This window comes from Bradyrhizobium vignae, assembly GCF_004114425.1.
GTDB lineage: Bacteria > Pseudomonadota > Alphaproteobacteria > Rhizobiales > Xanthobacteraceae > Bradyrhizobium > Bradyrhizobium vignae.
Map to the genome: position 1 here is coordinate 128,414 of NZ_RDQF01000011.1, position 16,058 is coordinate 144,471.

The 16,058-nt window shown below is 64.6% G+C and carries 12 protein-coding genes; 8 read left to right on the forward strand and 4 right to left on the reverse strand.

Annotated elements, in window-relative coordinates:
* Positions 1 to 679: 679 nt before the first annotated feature.
* Positions 680 to 1,606, forward strand: a complete 927-nt coding sequence (locus EAV90_RS12450) for a septal ring lytic transglycosylase RlpA family protein (protein ID WP_122403258.1) — start codon at positions 680 to 682, stop codon at positions 1,604 to 1,606.
* Here EAV90_RS12450 and EAV90_RS12455 read toward each other — a convergent pair.
* The gene (locus tag EAV90_RS12455) at positions 1,600 to 2,556 is read right to left on the reverse strand and encodes an alpha/beta fold hydrolase (RefSeq protein WP_122403259.1); all 957 of its coding nucleotides are present in this window, start codon (positions 2,554 to 2,556) and stop codon (positions 1,600 to 1,602) included. The two genes, EAV90_RS12450 and EAV90_RS12455, sit on opposite strands and share 7 nt — an antisense overlap.
* 153 nt (positions 2,557 to 2,709) lie before the next feature.
* Between EAV90_RS12455 and EAV90_RS12460 the strand changes: the two genes are divergently transcribed.
* The 6 genes from EAV90_RS12460 (at position 2,710) to EAV90_RS12485 (ending at position 9,389) form a co-directional block, all read left to right on the forward strand.
* The gene (locus EAV90_RS12460; protein WP_162500277.1) at positions 2,710 to 3,972 is read left to right on the forward strand and encodes a D-alanyl-D-alanine carboxypeptidase family protein; all 1,263 of its coding nucleotides are present in this window, start codon (positions 2,710 to 2,712) and stop codon (positions 3,970 to 3,972) included.
* Positions 3,973 to 3,974: 2 nt separating this feature from the next.
* Positions 3,975 to 4,661 carry a dTMP kinase gene (tmk, locus tag EAV90_RS12465; RefSeq protein WP_122403261.1) on the forward strand — a complete coding sequence of 229 codons (687 nt, stop codon included), beginning with the start codon at positions 3,975 to 3,977 and terminating at the stop codon, positions 4,659 to 4,661.
* Positions 4,658 to 5,704 (forward strand): DNA polymerase III subunit delta', encoded by a 1,047-nt coding sequence (locus EAV90_RS12470; RefSeq protein WP_122403262.1) that lies wholly within the window; start codon positions 4,658 to 4,660, stop codon positions 5,702 to 5,704. The genes tmk and EAV90_RS12470 overlap by 4 nt, the downstream gene beginning before the upstream one ends.
* 110 nt (positions 5,705 to 5,814) lie before the next feature.
* Entirely contained in the window at positions 5,815 to 7,788 is a 1,974-nt protein-coding gene (gene metG, locus EAV90_RS12475) for a methionine--tRNA ligase (RefSeq protein WP_122403263.1), read from the forward strand.
* 13 nt (positions 7,789 to 7,801) lie between these two features.
* Entirely contained in the window at positions 7,802 to 8,578 is a 777-nt protein-coding gene (locus EAV90_RS12480; RefSeq protein WP_122403264.1) for a TatD family hydrolase, read from the forward strand.
* Positions 8,579 to 8,591: 13 nt separating this feature from the next.
* Entirely contained in the window at positions 8,592 to 9,389 is a 798-nt protein-coding gene (locus EAV90_RS12485) for an MBL fold metallo-hydrolase (protein WP_122403265.1), read from the forward strand.
* A gap of 338 nt (positions 9,390 to 9,727) precedes the next feature.
* On the opposite strand, the gene EAV90_RS12495 is transcribed toward EAV90_RS12485, so the two are convergent.
* The 3 genes from EAV90_RS12495 to EAV90_RS12505 are packed head-to-tail and all read right to left on the reverse strand — an operon-like array spanning position 9,728 to position 14,336.
* Complete coding sequence (locus tag EAV90_RS12495; protein WP_162500278.1) at positions 9,728 to 11,377, reverse strand: acyl-CoA synthetase; 1,650 nt, start codon at positions 11,375 to 11,377, stop codon at positions 9,728 to 9,730.
* Between the two features lie 22 nt (positions 11,378 to 11,399).
* A complete protein-coding gene (locus EAV90_RS12500; protein ID WP_122403267.1) occupies positions 11,400 to 13,289 on the reverse strand; it encodes a TRAP transporter large permease in 1,890 nt (629 codons plus the stop codon).
* Between the two features lie 15 nt (positions 13,290 to 13,304).
* The gene (locus EAV90_RS12505; protein ID WP_122403268.1) at positions 13,305 to 14,336 is read right to left on the reverse strand and encodes a TRAP transporter substrate-binding protein; all 1,032 of its coding nucleotides are present in this window, start codon (positions 14,334 to 14,336) and stop codon (positions 13,305 to 13,307) included.
* 454 nt (positions 14,337 to 14,790) lie between these two features.
* On the opposite strand from EAV90_RS12505, the gene EAV90_RS12510 reads away from it, so the two are divergent.
* Positions 14,791 to 15,990, forward strand: coding sequence for a M24 family metallopeptidase (locus tag EAV90_RS12510; RefSeq protein ID WP_129143481.1), 1,200 nt, complete (start codon positions 14,791 to 14,793; stop codon positions 15,988 to 15,990).
* Positions 15,991 to 16,058 lie beyond the last annotated feature (68 nt).

A 16,058-nucleotide genomic window follows, 5' to 3' on the forward strand; every position in this document is an offset into this window, starting at 1 on the left:
GATCAGAGAGGTGACTCAGGCAAACGCAAGAGCGACGAGACTCGAGCACAGCAGCACCAAGCCGCCGGCGGTCAAGGCCAGGAAGCCATTGGATACGAGGTCATGGTTGCGCATGGGACACCTGCCGCTCCCGTCTTCGATGCGCGGTCGGATCGGTCAAACTCGTCCGAACGCGCCGCCTTGAAAGAGGTGATGCTTGCCGCCCGCGCGAGTGCCTTCAGGCCCTCGTGCGGTAACCTTCAAACGCATGGGCCAGGAAGATCCCCGCGCTTACTAGACCCATCAGTGCCGAAACAGTCTCGATCATCGTCAAATTCCAAAACCCGCCCTTACATCCGAGAGAACGCGTGCAGCCTTGCACAGTCAAAAGAATTTCGGTGAGCGGCGTGACAATGGGGGTGGAGTGAGGATTTGGCGCAACAGAATGTCCAGGAGTGGCACTCCAGGAGTGGCACAGAGAAGGGCGCCTCAGCTCCGTAGACCGACGGGAAGAAGCGAACGTGGCGTTTACCATCCTGACGTGATCGCTGTGGGCTCCCCATTTCCGCCGTGTTCGGGTTGCGTTATCCTTACCACTTCGGACGCGGTGGTGGGCCGTTTCGGAAACAGAGGGCCGGACAGCGCTCCCCGTGGCCAAAGCGGGTTGGGCACGTCTCCGGCGAAGTGGTATTTGGGGCGCATGGGGATCCAACGGTCAGATTCGGTTTTGCGAGCCGCGCGCGGTGTTGCGGCGGTCGCAACTTGCGTTGTGCTGGCCAATTGCGCCTCCTCGAACAAGTTCGCCAGCCGCGTCGATCCGAAATACGGCGTGTCGTCGAGCCCCCGGGTGGTGGCCTGGGGCGATCCGGTCCCGAAGGGCGGCGGCACCTACCGCGTCGGCAAACCTTATGTCGTGGCGGGTAAGACCTACGTGCCCGAGGAGGACGTCAACTACCGCGCCGAGGGCTTGGCGTCCTGGTACGGCGATGATTTCCATGGCCGCCTGACCGCCAATGGCGAAGTGTTCGACATGGCCTCGCTGACCGCGGCGCATCCGACCCTGCCGATGCCGTCCTACGCACGGGTGACCAACATCTCGAACGGCAAGTCGCTGATCGTCCGCGTCAATGACCGCGGGCCGTATCACGGCAACCGCCTCATCGATGTCTCGAACAAGGCCGCCGAACTCCTTGAATTCAAAGGCAATGGCGTTGCGAGGGTCCGGGTCGAATATGTCGGCCGGGCGCCGCTTGAAGGCTCCGACGACCGCCAGCTGATGGCCACCTTGCGCACCGGCGTTCCGGCACCGTCGCCGTCGATGGTGCGGGTCGCGTCTGCCAAGCCGTTCGTCCCGGAGCTGCCGTCCTCGACCCGCGGTGCCATTCGCGGCGAGGTCCCGCTGCCGGAGGGGCGGCCCTACAATCTCGGCAACAGCTCGGCCGACATGGCCTCGCTCAACGCGACGTCGGAAATGTCGGCATCGAGCCGCAGCCGGGGCCGGGCGCTCCAGAACGCCCGCGCGGTGTCCTATGACGAGGACGGCCGCTATGCGACCGAGAGCGCTCTCTCGTCAGCCGATGGCGCCGCCGAGGCCCGCAGCATCCTGAGCGGCCGCGGGCTCTACTGAGCCGCGCTCGCCGTCAGGAATTTCACCAGCGCCGCGTTCACCTCGTCGGGCCGCTCCTGCTGCACCCAATGGCCGGCGCCATCGAGGATCAGCTTGCCCTTGAGATTGGGCAGCACGCGTTCGAGCTCGTTGACGCGCTTGGCGCCGATCAGGCCAGTGATTACGGCGTCTTTTGAGCCGGCGATAAAGAGGGACGGCTGGTGGATCTGCGCGTCCTGCCAGGGCGCGGTCAGTTCCCAATTGCGGTCGATGTTGCGGTACCAGTTCAGCCCGCCGCGGAAGCCGGACTTGCGGAAGCTTTCGGTGAAGTAGGCCAGATCAGCCTCGCTCAGCCAGCCGGGCAGCGGCTCCTCGGCGCCCGCATGGCCGAGGAAGCCCTTGCCCTCCTGCACGAACATGGCCGCGGTGGGATCGGCGAGGCCCCGTCCGCCGAGGACGATGCGCATGGTGCGGGCGACGTCACGCTCGAGCTCGGCCTCGGCGATGCCGGGCGCCTGGAAATACTGCCAGTAGAAGTTGGTGACGCCGCCCTGGCGCAACAATTCGAGCGGTTTGGCGCGACCGCGAAAGGGCGGCGGAACACTCAGGCCCGCGACGGCGGTGAAGATGTCGGGACGGAACAGCGCCGCATGCCAGGCGACCGGAGCGCCCCAGTCGTGGCCGACCACCATCGCCTTGGTCTCGCCCAGCGCCTGGACGAGGCCGACGACGTCGCCGACCGTGTCGAAGATCGAGTAGGCGTTCACATCAGGCGGCGCTGCGCTCTGGCCGTAGCCACGCATGTCGGGGGCGACGACGTGAAACCCGGCCCCGGCGAGCGCGGGGATCTGGTGGCGCCAGGAGTAGGACAGTTCCGGCCAGCCATGGCACAGCACCACCAGCGGACCTTGGCCGGCTTCGCGAACGAACAGCTCGACCCCATTGGCCTTGATCATCCGAGTTGAGGACATTCGCTTTTCCGCCTTGTTTCAGGGGTTTGGTCGAGAAACATGAGATGCCACGATAGGGGCGCGACGAGAATCGTGCAATCTCAGGGACAGCGTCCAACCGCGTGTTGTTCGCATCTGTTCCAGCTGTTAGAACGCCTCTCTCAGGGCTTCGCCATGGCATTTCGTCTCCCTTCGCTTCGTCGCAACTGGCCCACCGCCAGCATGCTGGCGCGCGGGCTGATCGCGACGGTTTTGGTGGCGTGCATCGGCTGGGGTGGGGCTCTCTATGCCGCCAATCAGAGTGTCCAAGGCGCCAAGAAAGCGGAAGATGCCGGCTTCGATGGCGATGCCCCGACCTCGATCCTGATCGAAGCCTCCTCAGGCAGCGTACTGTTCGAGAAGAACGCCGACGAGCTGCGCGCGCCCTCGAGCATGATGAAGTTGATGACGGTAGAGGTCGTCTTCAATGCCATCAAGAAGGGGGACATCAAGCTGACCGACGAGTACCGGATCAGCGAGAATGCCTGGCGCAGGGGCGGGGCGCCCTCGGGCGGCTCCACCATGTTCGCCGCCATCAACAGCAAGGTCTCCGTCGACGATCTCCTTCACGGCGCGATCATCCAGAGCGGCAATGATGCCTGCATTGCGCTTGCCGAAGCCATGGCGGGCAATGAGCGCATCTTTGCCGCCGATTTCATGACCAAGCGTGCGCGCGAACTCGGCCTTACCAGATCGACCTTCGCCAATTCCAACGGCTTGCCCGACCCGGGCAACAAGATGACGGTGCGCGAGCTCGGAATCCTCGCCCGGCACATAATTCTGGACTACCCCGAGTTCTACAAACTGTTCGGCGAGAAGGAGTTCACCTGGAACAAGATCCGCCAGCCCAACCGCAATCCGCTGCTCAATTCGATGGAAGGCGCCGACGGTCTCAAGACCGGCTACACCAAGGAAGGCGGCTATGGCATGGTGGGCTCGGCCGTGCAGAACGGCACGCGATTGATCGTGGTCGTCAACGGTCTCGAGGATGCCGATGACCGCGCCTCCGAAGCCAAGAAGATGCTTGAATGGGGTTTTCGCAATTTCGAGACCCGCACGCTGATCGCGGCCGAGCAGCCTGTCGGCTACGCCAAGGTGTTCGGCGGCGAGAGCCGCTCGGTCAAGCTCGTGGCGAAGACGCCGGTGAAGGTGATGGTGCACAAGAATGGCAGCGACAAGCTGATTGCGCGCATCGTCTATAGCGGCCCGGTGCGCGCGCCGGTCGAGGCCGGCCAGCAGGTCGGCGTGGTCAAGGTTTGGCGCAGCGGCAACATTGCGGTCGAGACGCCGGTCTATGCGGCCGAATCTGTCGGAACCGGCTCGACCATGCGTCGCGCGATCGATGGCGCCAGCGAGCTCGTGATCGGCATGTTCCGCGCGGGCGCCGAGAAGCTCTGATCATGAGTGAGAGCGCGGCACAGCGGCCGTCCGGACGCGGACGCTTCATCACCTTTGAAGGCGGCGAGGGCACGGGCAAGTCGACCCAGATCAAGAAGCTCGCTGACCGCCTCAAGGCGGCGAAGCTGCGCGTCCGGGTCACGCGTGAGCCGGGCGGCTCGCCGGGCGCCGAGATCATGCGTCATCTGGTGCTGTCGGGCATGGGCAAGCTGCTCGGCCCCGAGGCGGAGACGCTGCTGTTTGCCGCCGCGCGCGATGACCATGTCCACACCGTGATCCAGCCTGCGCTGAATCAGGGCACCTGGGTGCTCTGCGACCGCTTCGCCGACTCGACACGGGCCTATCAGGGCAGCCTTGGCCGCGTACCCGAGGGCCTGATCAACGCCATGCAAAGGGTCACCATCGGCGATCTCAAGCCCGATCTCACCATCATCCTCGACTTGCCGGTCGAGATTGGCCTGCAACGCGCCGCCGCGCGCCGCGGCAGCGGCACGCCTGACAGGTTCGAGTCCGAGAAGCTCAGCTTCCACCAGGACCTGCGCGAGGCCTATCGCAAGATCGCGGCGGAGGATCCCGCGCGCTGCGTGCTGATCGATGCCAATTCCGACCCCGAAACGGTCGCCGGGCGCGTCTGGACCGCGCTGCGCGAGCGTCTGCTCCCCACGCCTGCGTCAGTGATTTCCGCATGAGCCCGCGTCAGGCCGAGCGCGAAACCGCCATTCCGCATCCGCGCGAGACATCGCGGCTGTTCGGCCATCGCGAGGCCGAGGCCGCGCTGCTTGCGGCCTATCGCAGCGGACGCATTCCGCATGCCTGGCTGATCGGCGGACCGCAAGGGATCGGCAAGGCGACGCTGGCCTATCGCATGGCGCGCTTCGTGCTCGCCCATTCTCAGCCGCTGGCCCCCGCCGTGCAACGCGCCGAAGACCTCGCCATCGATCCCGATGACGCCGTGGCGCGGCAGGTGGCGGCCGGCTCGCATGGCGGGCTGCTGACGCTGGAGCGTACCGCCAACGATCGCGGCGTGATGCGCACCGTGATCACCGTGGACGAGACGCGCGAGACGATCGCGTTCTTTGGCTCGACCGCGGCGGCCGAAGGCTGGCGCGTCTGCATCGTCGACACGGTCGACGAGCTCAATCCAAACGCGGCGAACGCGCTCCTGAAAATTCTCGAAGAGCCGCCGCAGCAATCGCTGTTCCTTTTGGTGAGCCACGCGCCCGCGCGGGTGCTTGCCACGATCCAGTCGCGCTGCCGCAAGCTGCGCCTGCGGCCGCTCGCCACGGATGATGTGATCGGGGCGGCAGCTTCGGCGGCCGAGCTCGATCCGAACGATCCGGCGCTGCGCGAGGCGGCCGATGCTTCCGAGGGAAGCGTCGCGCGGGCGCTGACGCTGCTCGGTGGCGACGCGCTGAAGCTTCAGCAGCGCACGGCGGCGCTGCTTGCGCGCCTGCCGCAGGTCGATCCGCGCGAATTGCACACGCTGGGCGATTCGCTCGGCACCAGCGACCGCGTCGCGCTTGCCGCCTTCATCGATGGCATCGACCGCTGGATCGCGGAGCGCTTGCATGCGGATGAGGCCAATGCCAACCAGAACCTGCCGCGCCTTGCGCGCCTAGCTGAGGTATGGGAAAAGATCGTCCGCGCCGCGCGCGACACCGAAACCTACAATCTGGAACGAAAGCCCTTGGTTTTCTCGGTGTTCGGCTGGCTGGCGGACGCAACGCGCTAGAGCATGATCCGGAAAAGTGTGTAGCAATTTTCCGAAAGGATCATGCTCAAGACAATGACCGAACGCAGGTTCGTTTCCAAATTTCGGAAAAGCCGATAAAGGAATTCGTGGTGGCAACGCGAGCTAAGAAGACCGCTAAAGGTAAGAGCAGCAAGACGAGGGTTGCTAAGAAGGCCGTTAAGAAAGCCGCCAGGAAAGCAGTGAAGGCGCGCGCGACCAAAGCCGTCAAGAAGACCAAGAAGTCTGCCGCCAAGAAGGGCGCGACGAAGCGGGCTGCGAAGGCCGTAAAGAAGGTTGCCAAGAAGGGCGCGAAGAAGCAGGTCGTCGCCACGAAGGCTTCGAAAAAATCCTCTGCCAAAAAGCCGAAGGCTCCGGCGAAGAAGGTTGCGAAAAAGCCGGCTGCGCCTGCCGTGACCGCCGCACCGGCTCCTGTCATCACGCCGGCGACGGCTGTGAAGCCCAAAGTATCGCAAGCCAAGACCCCGCGTGCGCCGAACCCCGCCGCGGCTCCGCAGGCCGCCGCGCCCACGGTCGCGCCCGCACGCGACAACGTGTTCTACATCACGACGGCGATCGCCTATCCCAACGGCAGCCCGCATATCGGTCACGCCTATGAAGCGATCGCGACCGACGTGCTGGCGCGCTTTGCGCGGCTCGACGGCAAGGACGTGTTCTTCCTGACCGGCACCGACGAGCACGGTCAGAAGATGGTTCAGACGGCGGCCAGTGAAGGCATGTCCGCTGCCGCGCTCGCGACCCGCAATGCGGGCCGCTTCAAGGAGATGGACGAGCGGCTGAACGTGTCGTTCGACCGCTTCATCCGCACCACCGAGGAGCAGCATCACCGCTCCAGCCAGGAGATCTGGCGGCGCATGGAAGCGAACGGCGACATCTATGCCGATACCTATTCGGGCTGGTACTCGGTCCGTGACGAGGCCTATTACGCCGAGGACGAGACGCGCGTGAACGAGGACGGCGTGCGCCTCGGGCCGCAGGGCACGCCGGTGGAATGGGTCGAGGAGAAGAGCTATTTCTTCCGCCTCTCGGCGTATCAGGACAAGCTGCTCAAGCTCTATGCGGATCACCCTGATTTCATCGGGCCGGAATCCCGCAAGAACGAGGTGGTGAGCTTCGTCAAGGGCGGCCTGCGCGATCTCTCGATCTCGCGCACCACCTTCGATTGGGGCGTGAAAGTGCCCGGCGACCAGGAGCACGTGATGTATGTCTGGGTCGACGCACTGACCAACTACATCACCGGCGTCGGCTTCCCCGATGAGAGCGACAAGAACTGGCGCTACTGGCCAGCCGACGTGCACATCATCGGCAAGGACATCATCCGCTTCCATGCGGTGTATTGGCCGGCCTTCCTGCTGTCCGCCGGGATCCCGCTGCCGAAACGGGTCTATGCCCACGGCTTCCTGTTCAACAGGGGCGAGAAGATGTCGAAGTCGGTCGGCAATGTCGTCGATCCCTTCAACCTCGCCGACCAGTATGGCGTCGATCAGATGCGCTATTTCTTCCTGCGCGAGGTACCGTTCGGCCAGGACGGCAATTATAACCACGAGGCCATCGTGGCGCGTATCAATGCCGATCTCGCCAACGATCTCGGCAACCTCGCGCAGCGCTCGCTGTCGATGATCGCAAAGCAGTTCGGCGGCGTGCTGCCGGAGCCCGGCGAGTTCAGCGACAACGACAAGGCGATCCTGACGATGGCCGACGGCATGATCGCAGCGTCACGTGAGGCCATGGCGACACAGCAGATTCATCAATGGCTCAACGCCGTCTGGGCCGTGGTCGCGGAGGCCAACCGCTATTTTGCGGGCGAGGCGCCGTGGGCGCTCGCCAAGACCGATCCTGCCCGGCAGAAGACGGTGCTCTACATTACCGCCGAAGTCGTGCGCCAGATTGCGATTCTGGCCCAGCCCGCGATGCCGACCGCCTCCGCATTGCTGCTCGACAGCCTGGGCATCCCTGAAGGCGAGCGCAGCTTCGCAATGCTCGGCGGAAGCAAGCGTATCACGCCGGGTTCGACGCTGCCGGCGCCGAAGCCCGCGTTCCCGCGCTACGTCGAGCCGGCAGCCTGAAGGCGTTCGCGTGATGCTGATCGACAGTCACTGTCATCTGGATTTTCCCGACTTTGCGGAAGATCTCGACGGGATCGTGTCGCGGGCGCGCGGGGCCGGCGTCGCGCGCATGGTCACGATCTCGACGCGGGTGCGGCGGCTGAAGGACCTGCTCGCGATCGCCGAACGCTATGACGACGTCTATTGCTCGGTCGGTACCCATCCGCACAATGCGGACGAGGAGGACGGCATCGCGCCGGACGAGCTTGTTGCGTTGACGGAGCACCCCAAGGTCGTCGCGCTCGGTGAGGCCGGGCTCGACTATTTCTACGACAACGGCTCGCCGGAGGCGCAGGCGAGGGGTTTTCGTGCCCACATCGCCGCTGCCCGCACGACCGGCCTGCCGCTGGTGATCCACACCCGCGAGGCCGACGAGGACTGCGCGCGCATTCTGGAAGACGAGGCGGCCAAGGGATCGTTTCGCGCCGTGCTGCATTGTTACACGGGCGGGCGCGAGCTGGCGCTGAAGGCAGTGTCGCTCGGGCTCTATATCGGTTTCACGGGAATCCTGACCTTCAAGAAGTCGGAAGCCTTGCGCGCGCTCGCGGCCGAACTGCCATCCGATCGCATCCTGGTTGAAACGGACTCGCCCTATCTTGCACCGGGCAAGTTCCGGGGCAAACGCAACGAACCCGCTTATGTGGTCGAGGTCGCAAAAGTGCTCGCCGAGACGCGCGGCGTCTCGCTTGACGAGATCTCGCGGCAAACGAGCGAAAACTTCTTCCGCCTGTTCTCGAAGGTGAAAGCTTGAGACTGGGAGCCACATGACGCTGACGCTGACGATCCTGGGCTGCGGCTCCTCCGCCGGCGTGCCGCGCCCGGCGCTCGGCTGGGGCGCCTGTGATCCCAACAATCCCAAGAACCGCCGCCGCCGCTGCTCGCTGCTGGTCGAACGCACGTCCGAGCACGGCACGACACGCATCGTGATCGACACCTCGCCGGACTTACGCGAGCAATTGCTCTCGACCAATGTCGACCATATCGACGCGGTGTTTCTGACGCATGAGCACGCCGATCAGACTCACGGCATGGACGACCTGCGCTCGGTCGTCATGCACATGCGCCGGCGCATCCCGACCTATTTCAACCAGTCCACCGCCAAGGACATCATGGCGCGGTTCTCCTATTGCTTCATCTCGCCGGAAGGCAGCGACTATCCGCCGATCCTGACCCGGCATTCGATCGAGGCGGGCGAGAGCCAGACCATCCTGGGGAAGGGCGGCGCGGTGACGATGACGGCCTTCCTGGTGCAGCACGGCGCCATTCCCGCGCTCGGCTACCGCATCGGGGATGCCGCCTATACACCGGATCTCAACGACATTCCGCGCGAGAGCTGGGACGCGCTGGAAAATCTCGACCTCTGGATCGTCGACGGGCTGCGCTACACCGGCCATGTCAGCCATTTCAGCATCAACGACGCGCTGTCCTGGATCGAGCGCTTCAAGCCGAAGCGCGCGGTCATCACGAATATGACCGCCGACGTCGATTACGAAGTCATCAGGCAGTCGCTGCCCGCAGGCGTGGTGCCGGCCTACGATGGGCTGCGGCTGGAGACACGCTGAACCTGCGATGGAAATTCCGGCATCCGCCGGCATACTCCTTGCCTGAGTCGGCCCCATCATGTTGATCTAACGTCTGAAAGACAGGCGCTGGGCTTGGTCTGCTGCTGGAACGTCTGCATGGGCGGGCCAAGCAGATCGCGGAGATCGTGGCGCTCGGTATTGCCACGGCCTTCATTCTCTATTTCACCCGCTATGCCGTGCAGATGACCTACGATTCCTGATGCTTCAACGATGTGGCACAGGGCGTCGTCGCGCTTCCGCTCTGGATTCCGCAGCTCGGTTTTGCCGGCGGCCTTGCGATGCTGCCGCTGTGCGTGCGAGCGGAAGTCAGACGGCTCTCAGGCCGAGATCGCCTTCACCGAGCCGACTTCGCTACGCAGCAGGAATTTCTGGATCTTGCCCGTGGACGTCTTCGGGATCGGCCCGAACACGACCGCCTTCGGCGTCTTGAAGCCGCTCATCTGCGAACGGCAGAAGGCGATGATCTCGGCCTCGGTTGCGCTGGCGCCGTCCTTCAGCTCGACGAAGGCGCAAGGCACCTCGCCCCATTTCGGATCGGGCTTGGCGACGACAGCGGCGAACAGCACGGCCGGGTGCTTGTAGAGGATGTCCTCGACCTCGACGGAGGAGATGTTCTCGCCGCCGGAAATGATGATGTCCTTGGAACGGTCCTTGATGATGACGTAGCCGTGCTCGTCGAGCACGCCGAGATCGCCGGTGTGAAACCAGCCGCCCTCGAAGGCTTCCTTGGTTGCCTTCTCGTTCTTGAGATAGCCCTTCATCACGATGTTGCCGCGGAACATGACCTCGCCGATGGTCTCGCCGTCGCGCGGCACCTCCTGCATCGTCTGCGGATCGATGACGGTTACGGCTTCCTCGAGCGGGTAGGGCACGCCCTGCCGGCGCTTCAAGCGCGCGCGCTCTGCGGGCGGAAGCTCGTCCCAGCCTGGCTGCTCGGCGCAGACGGAGGCGGGGCCATAGACCTCGGTCAGGCCGTAGACATGCGTCAGCTTGATGCCGATGCTTTCGGCGCCTTCGAGCACGGCGACCGGCGGCGCGGCACCTGCGATCAGGCCGACGACGCGGCGGGCTGCATTGCCTTTGGGCGCGTCAGGTGCGTTGATCAGCGTGTTGTAGACGATCGGCGCGCCGCACATGTGGGTGACGCCGTGCTGCCTGATCAGCTCGAAGATCTTGGTCGGTTCGACCTTGCGCAGGCAGACATTGATGCCGGCAGCGGCCGCAATGGTCCAGGGGAAGCACCAGCCGTTGCAGTGGAACATCGGCAGTGTCCAGAGATAGACCGGATGCTGGCCGAGGTTGCCGGCGAGGATATTGCTGACCGCATTCAAGTAGGCACCGCGATGATGGGTGACGACGCCCTTGGGATTTCCCGTCGTGCCCGAGGTGTAGCTCAGCGCGATCGCGTCCCATTCGTCGTGCGGTAGAACGGCGTTGAAGCCGGGATCGCCTTGCGCGACAGCCGCCTCATATTCGATTTCGCCGATGCGCTTGCCGCCCTTGAATGCGGTATCATCGACATCGATCACGAATGGCTTGGGCCCGGTCATCTGCGCGAGCGCATCGGTGATGACGCCCGAAAATTCGGGATCGACCAGGATGATCTTCGCCCCGCCATGATCGAGCTGAAATGCGATCGAGGGCGCATCGAGGCGGATGTTGAGGGCGTTGAGCACGGCGCCCGCCATGGGCACGGCAAAATGCGCCTCGTTCATCGCCGGAATGTTCGGCAGCATCGCCGCCACGGTGTCGCCGACGCCGATGCCCTTGCCCGCCAGATAAGAGGCAAAGCGTCGGCAGCGCTCGTGAGTCTCTGCCCAGGTGAAGCTGCGGCCCTCATAGACGGTGCTGACGTGATCGGGATAGACCGCGGCACTGCGCGCGAGGAAGCTCAGCGGGCTCAAGGGCACGTAGTTGGCGGGAGTCTTGTCGAGGCCGATATTGTATGGGTTCTGCCGCTCACTCATCGACACCCTCCTCAAATGCGTCTCAAAGGAATCCGATCGATATCCAGGGGAAGATCGCGACCACGATCAATCCCACCAGCAGCGCCAGCAGATAGCCCCAGATCGGCCCGATGCCTTCGGCCGGATCGACGCGTCCGATGGCGCAGGCGGCATAATAGCCGACGCCGAAGGGCGGGGCGAATAGCCCGATACCCATGGCGAGGATGATCACCATGGCGTAGTGCACCTCGTGCACGCCGACGGCGCGTGCGATCGGGAACAGCAACGGGCCGAACAGCACGATCGCCGGTATGCCCTCCAGCACGCTGCCGAGGATGGTGAAGGCCAGGATCGACACGGCGATGAAGGTCGCGGCCCCGCCCGGCAATCCGGTCATGGCGGCGGCCAGCGAACGCGAGAAGCCGGATTGAGTCAGGCCCCAGGCCATGCCGGTCGCCGTGCCGATGATCAGGAGGATCGCACCCGACAGCGCCGCCGTCTCGACCAGCATCGGAAACAGCCGCCGCCAGTCGAAGCGACGGTAGACGAGGAGGCCGACGAGAGCGCCATAGACGATGCCGATGGTGGAGACCTCGGTCGCCGTCGCGATGCCCTCGACTACGGCGTAGCGGATCACGAAGGGCAGCGCGAGCGCGGGCAGGGCGATGATGAAGGTCCTGCCGATCTCGGAAGCAGTGGCACGGCGGACATGGCTCATGTCCTCGCGGCGGTAGCGCCACCACACCAGCATGCACAGCGTGATCGCGAGCACGACACCGGGCAGCAGGCCGCCTGTGAACAGCGCTGCGATCGAGACGCCGGTGACGGAGCCGATCGTGATCAGCACGAGGCTCGGCGGGATGGTCTCGGTCTGGGCTCCCGTCGCCGCCAGCAGCGCGACGAGATCGCCGGGCTTGGCGCCGCGCTCTTTCATCTCGGGAAACAGCACGGGCGCAACTGCGGCCATGTCGGCGGCCTTGGCGCCGGAAATGCCGGAGACCAGGTACATCGCGCCGACCAGCACGTAATGCAGGCCACCGCGGACATGCCCGAGCAGGCTCGCCAGGAACGCCACCATCGCCCGCGCCATGCCGGTCATCTCGATCAGGAGCCCGAGGAACACGAACAGCGGCACCGAGAGCAGGATCAGGTGGCTCATGCCCTCGTCCATGCGCCCGACCAGCACCATGACGGGCGTGCGCGTGGTCAGCGCCAGATAGCCGAAGATCGCCAGCCCAAACCCGAACGCAATGGGAACACCGGCAAAGACGCAGAAGCCGGCGACGCCGACGAAGAAGATGACGAGGTTGAGATTGCCGAGCGGCCGCAGGAGCGGCTCCGCCAGCCAGAACAGGCCGATCACGACCGCAACCGACAGCACGGCGGCTGCGACCATTCGGTAGTCGGCCGCGCGCAGCAGCCGGAGCACGGCAAAAGCCGCCATCAGGCCGACGCCGGCCGGCAGCGCGGCCGCGCGCCACATGTTGGAAATCTGCAGCGCCGGTGTGGTGATGTAGCTCTCTTCGTAGGCATAGTCGCAGGACGGCCAGACGATCAGTGCGAGGAACGCCAGCGCGGCCGAGATCGCGATCAGATCGAGATAGGCCCGCATCGCGGGTCTGGCGCTCGCGACGACCGCGGTCATGCGCATGTGCTCGGAGCGGCGGAATGCGACCGCCGCGCCCAGCATCGCGAGCCACAGGAAGAGAATCGAAGCGAGCTCGTCCGACCAGATCAGCGGCCGGTGCAGACCGTAGCGCGCGACCACGCCGGCAAACAGGATCAGGATCTCGGCGACGACCAGGATCGCCGCCGGGATTTCGACGAGGAGACCGAGCGCGCGTTCAAGTGACGCCAGCAACGAACGTCGGCGAGGGGACTGAACAGCCGCCTCGCCCGTCACTTCGATCACCTCGATCTCGACATGAGCCATGACGGCCCCAAGACGTTACGACAGCTTGCCGACGGCCTTTTCAAGGAGGTCCCAGGCCTGATCGCCATACTTACCCTTCCACTCGGCATAGAAGCCGGCGGTGCGCAGCTTGTCGCGGAACGGCCCGACCGCGGGCTGGTTGAAGGTCAGGCCCTTGCCCGCGAGCTCCTGCTGCAGGTTGGCGTTGAGCTTGGCAGTGTCCTCACGCTCCTTGACCGCGGCGGCGTTGATGTTCTTGGCGACGATGGTGCGCACGTCCTGGGGCAGCTTTTCCCAGGCTCTGCGGTTGGCCAGGAACCAGAAGCCGTCCCACATATGGTTGGTCAGCGAGCAGTACTTCTGCACCTCGTAGAGCTTCGCGGTCGAGATGATCGCCAGCGGGTTCTCCTGGCCCTCGACGATCTTGGTCTGCAGCGCGGAATAGACCTCGCTGAAATTGATCGAGGCGGGCGCTGCGTCGAACGCCTTGAACATCGAGGTCCACAGCGGCGACACCGGCACGCGGATCTTGAAGCCCTTGAGGTCATCAGGGCCGGTGATCGGCTTGGTCGAGGACGTGGTCTGGCGGAAGCCATTGTCCCAGATCTTGTCCATGACCTCGAGGCCGGCCTTCTTGATCTCGCCGCGGACATGGCCGCCGAGGTCGCCGTCCATGGCCTTCCAGACCGTGTCGTAGTCCGGGAACGCGAAGCCGATGCCGTTGATGGACGCCGCCGGCACCAGGGTGGACAGGATCAGGCCTGACAGCGTGAAGAACTCGACCCCGCCGGAGCGGATCTGGCTCAGCATGTCGGTGTCGGACCCGAGTTGGTTGTTCGGGAAGATCTGGAGGTCGAACTTGCCGTTCGTCTCGCTCTTGATCGCCGCCGCCATCTCCTTGGCGCGCACGTTCAGCGGATGGGTGTCAGGCAGGTTATTGGCGTATTTGTAGGTGAACTCGGCGCTCTGGGCGCGGGCCACATGGGGCGCACCGAGGCCGCCCAGGACCGCGGTCGCGGCGGAGGCCTTGAGAAGCGTGCGTCGGGAAAAGCGCGTTGAAAGGACCATGGGTCTGCTTCCTCGGAAGGTTTGTTGTTGTTCTGAGATGCAAACCTATACGGACGGTCGGCCTTAAGGTCATCTGCGATCTCGCGGAAGCCTCGCTTATTGCAGCCGGGCAAGGTCACGGCAATATCGGCTTTTGGAGAGATGGGGCTGGATGCAGAATCTGCAAAACAACCCCATGCACAGTAGCCGGCAAGAGCTGAGACGGCGGTCGGAAGGCGGACCGAACACAGCGCTCAGGCCGAGATACAGTAGCAGGAGTTTCGTCTAAACAATTGATCTAATTGGAAATAAAGATATTCCATAATATACCTTATGCGAATTTTGGATATGGCGCGCAGACGGGACCCTCCTCGCTCTGGCTGGGAGCCAACCGATCATCCGACCGTTATTCGCGAATGGCTGCGAACAGGAATGTGCCGGCAGACCGAACCGCAGCGGCCCTTGGAGGATCGTCATGCAAGAGACCGTTGCCCGCGCTGCTGCCTCGCGTGCCATTCCATTCGATGCCGCCAAGCTCGACCGTCTCATGGAGGCGGCCGGACTTGATATCCTGATCGCGACCTCCAAGCACAACGTGCAGTACCTGCTGGGCGCCGAGCGTGCGATCTTCTTCGACTATATGGATGCCCTGGGAGTTAGCCGTTATCTGCCGGTGCTGGTCTATCCCAAGGGTGCGCCCGAGAAATCCGTCTATGTCGGCCACCGGCTGGAAAGCCATCAGCGCGCCGTCGCGCCGCTCTGGGTGCCGCAGGTCCGAACCGAATCCAACGGTTCGGTGGACGCCATCATGCGGGCTGCAGAACTGATCCGGCAGGCGGGCGTGTCGTTGCGGCGGGTCGGGGTCGAAATGCCATTCCTGCCGATGGATGCAGGGAAGGCGCTGGCCGACGTCCTGCCCGGCGCCGAGCTCAAGGACGCGGTGCTGGTGCTGGAGCGGCTGCGAGCGGTCAAGTCGGTGGAGGAATTGGCGAAGCTCAAGACGGCGTCAGAGCTTGTCGTCGCATCAATGCTGGCCGTGATCGCCGGGCACGGTCGGGGAACGACCAAGCGGCAACTGTCGGATGCATTGCGCCTCGCCGAGGCCAATCGCGGCCTCACCTTCGAATACTGCCTGCTCGCGTGCGGCAGCAGCCACAACCGAGCGCCATCATCGCAGCGCTGGGAGCAAGGTGAGGTGCTGTCGCTGGACTCCGGCGGCAATTATCAGGGTTATATCGGCGACCTCGCCCGGATGGCCGTGCTGGGCGAGCCTGACGCCGAGCTCAAGGATTACCTGGCCGAGATCGAGGCCGTCCAGCGCGCCGCCTTTGCCACCATCCGTCCGGGCGCCTTCGGAGGCGACATCTATGTCGCCGCCGAACGGCAGCTTGCGCAGATCACCCAGCGTGACTGCACCGAGTTCCTGGCCCACGGCATGGGCCTCGTCAGCCACGAGGCCCCTCGCCTGACCGCCAAGGGTCCGGTGCCCTACGACGACACCGACGCCCGCCTGCCGCTCGAGCCCGGCATGGTCGTTTCGATCGAGACCACGATGAAGCATCCGAAGCGCGGCTTCATCAAGCTCGAGGACACAGTCGCCGTGACGTCGGACGGGTACGAGATCTTTGGCGAAGGCGGCCGTGGGTGGAATCGCGGCGGTAGCGGGCTCGCATAGCCGTACCGGTCGAACTGTTCTGGCGGCCGATCCAGGCCTGCCGCTTGGCGCGACGCGAGGTCCCTCAC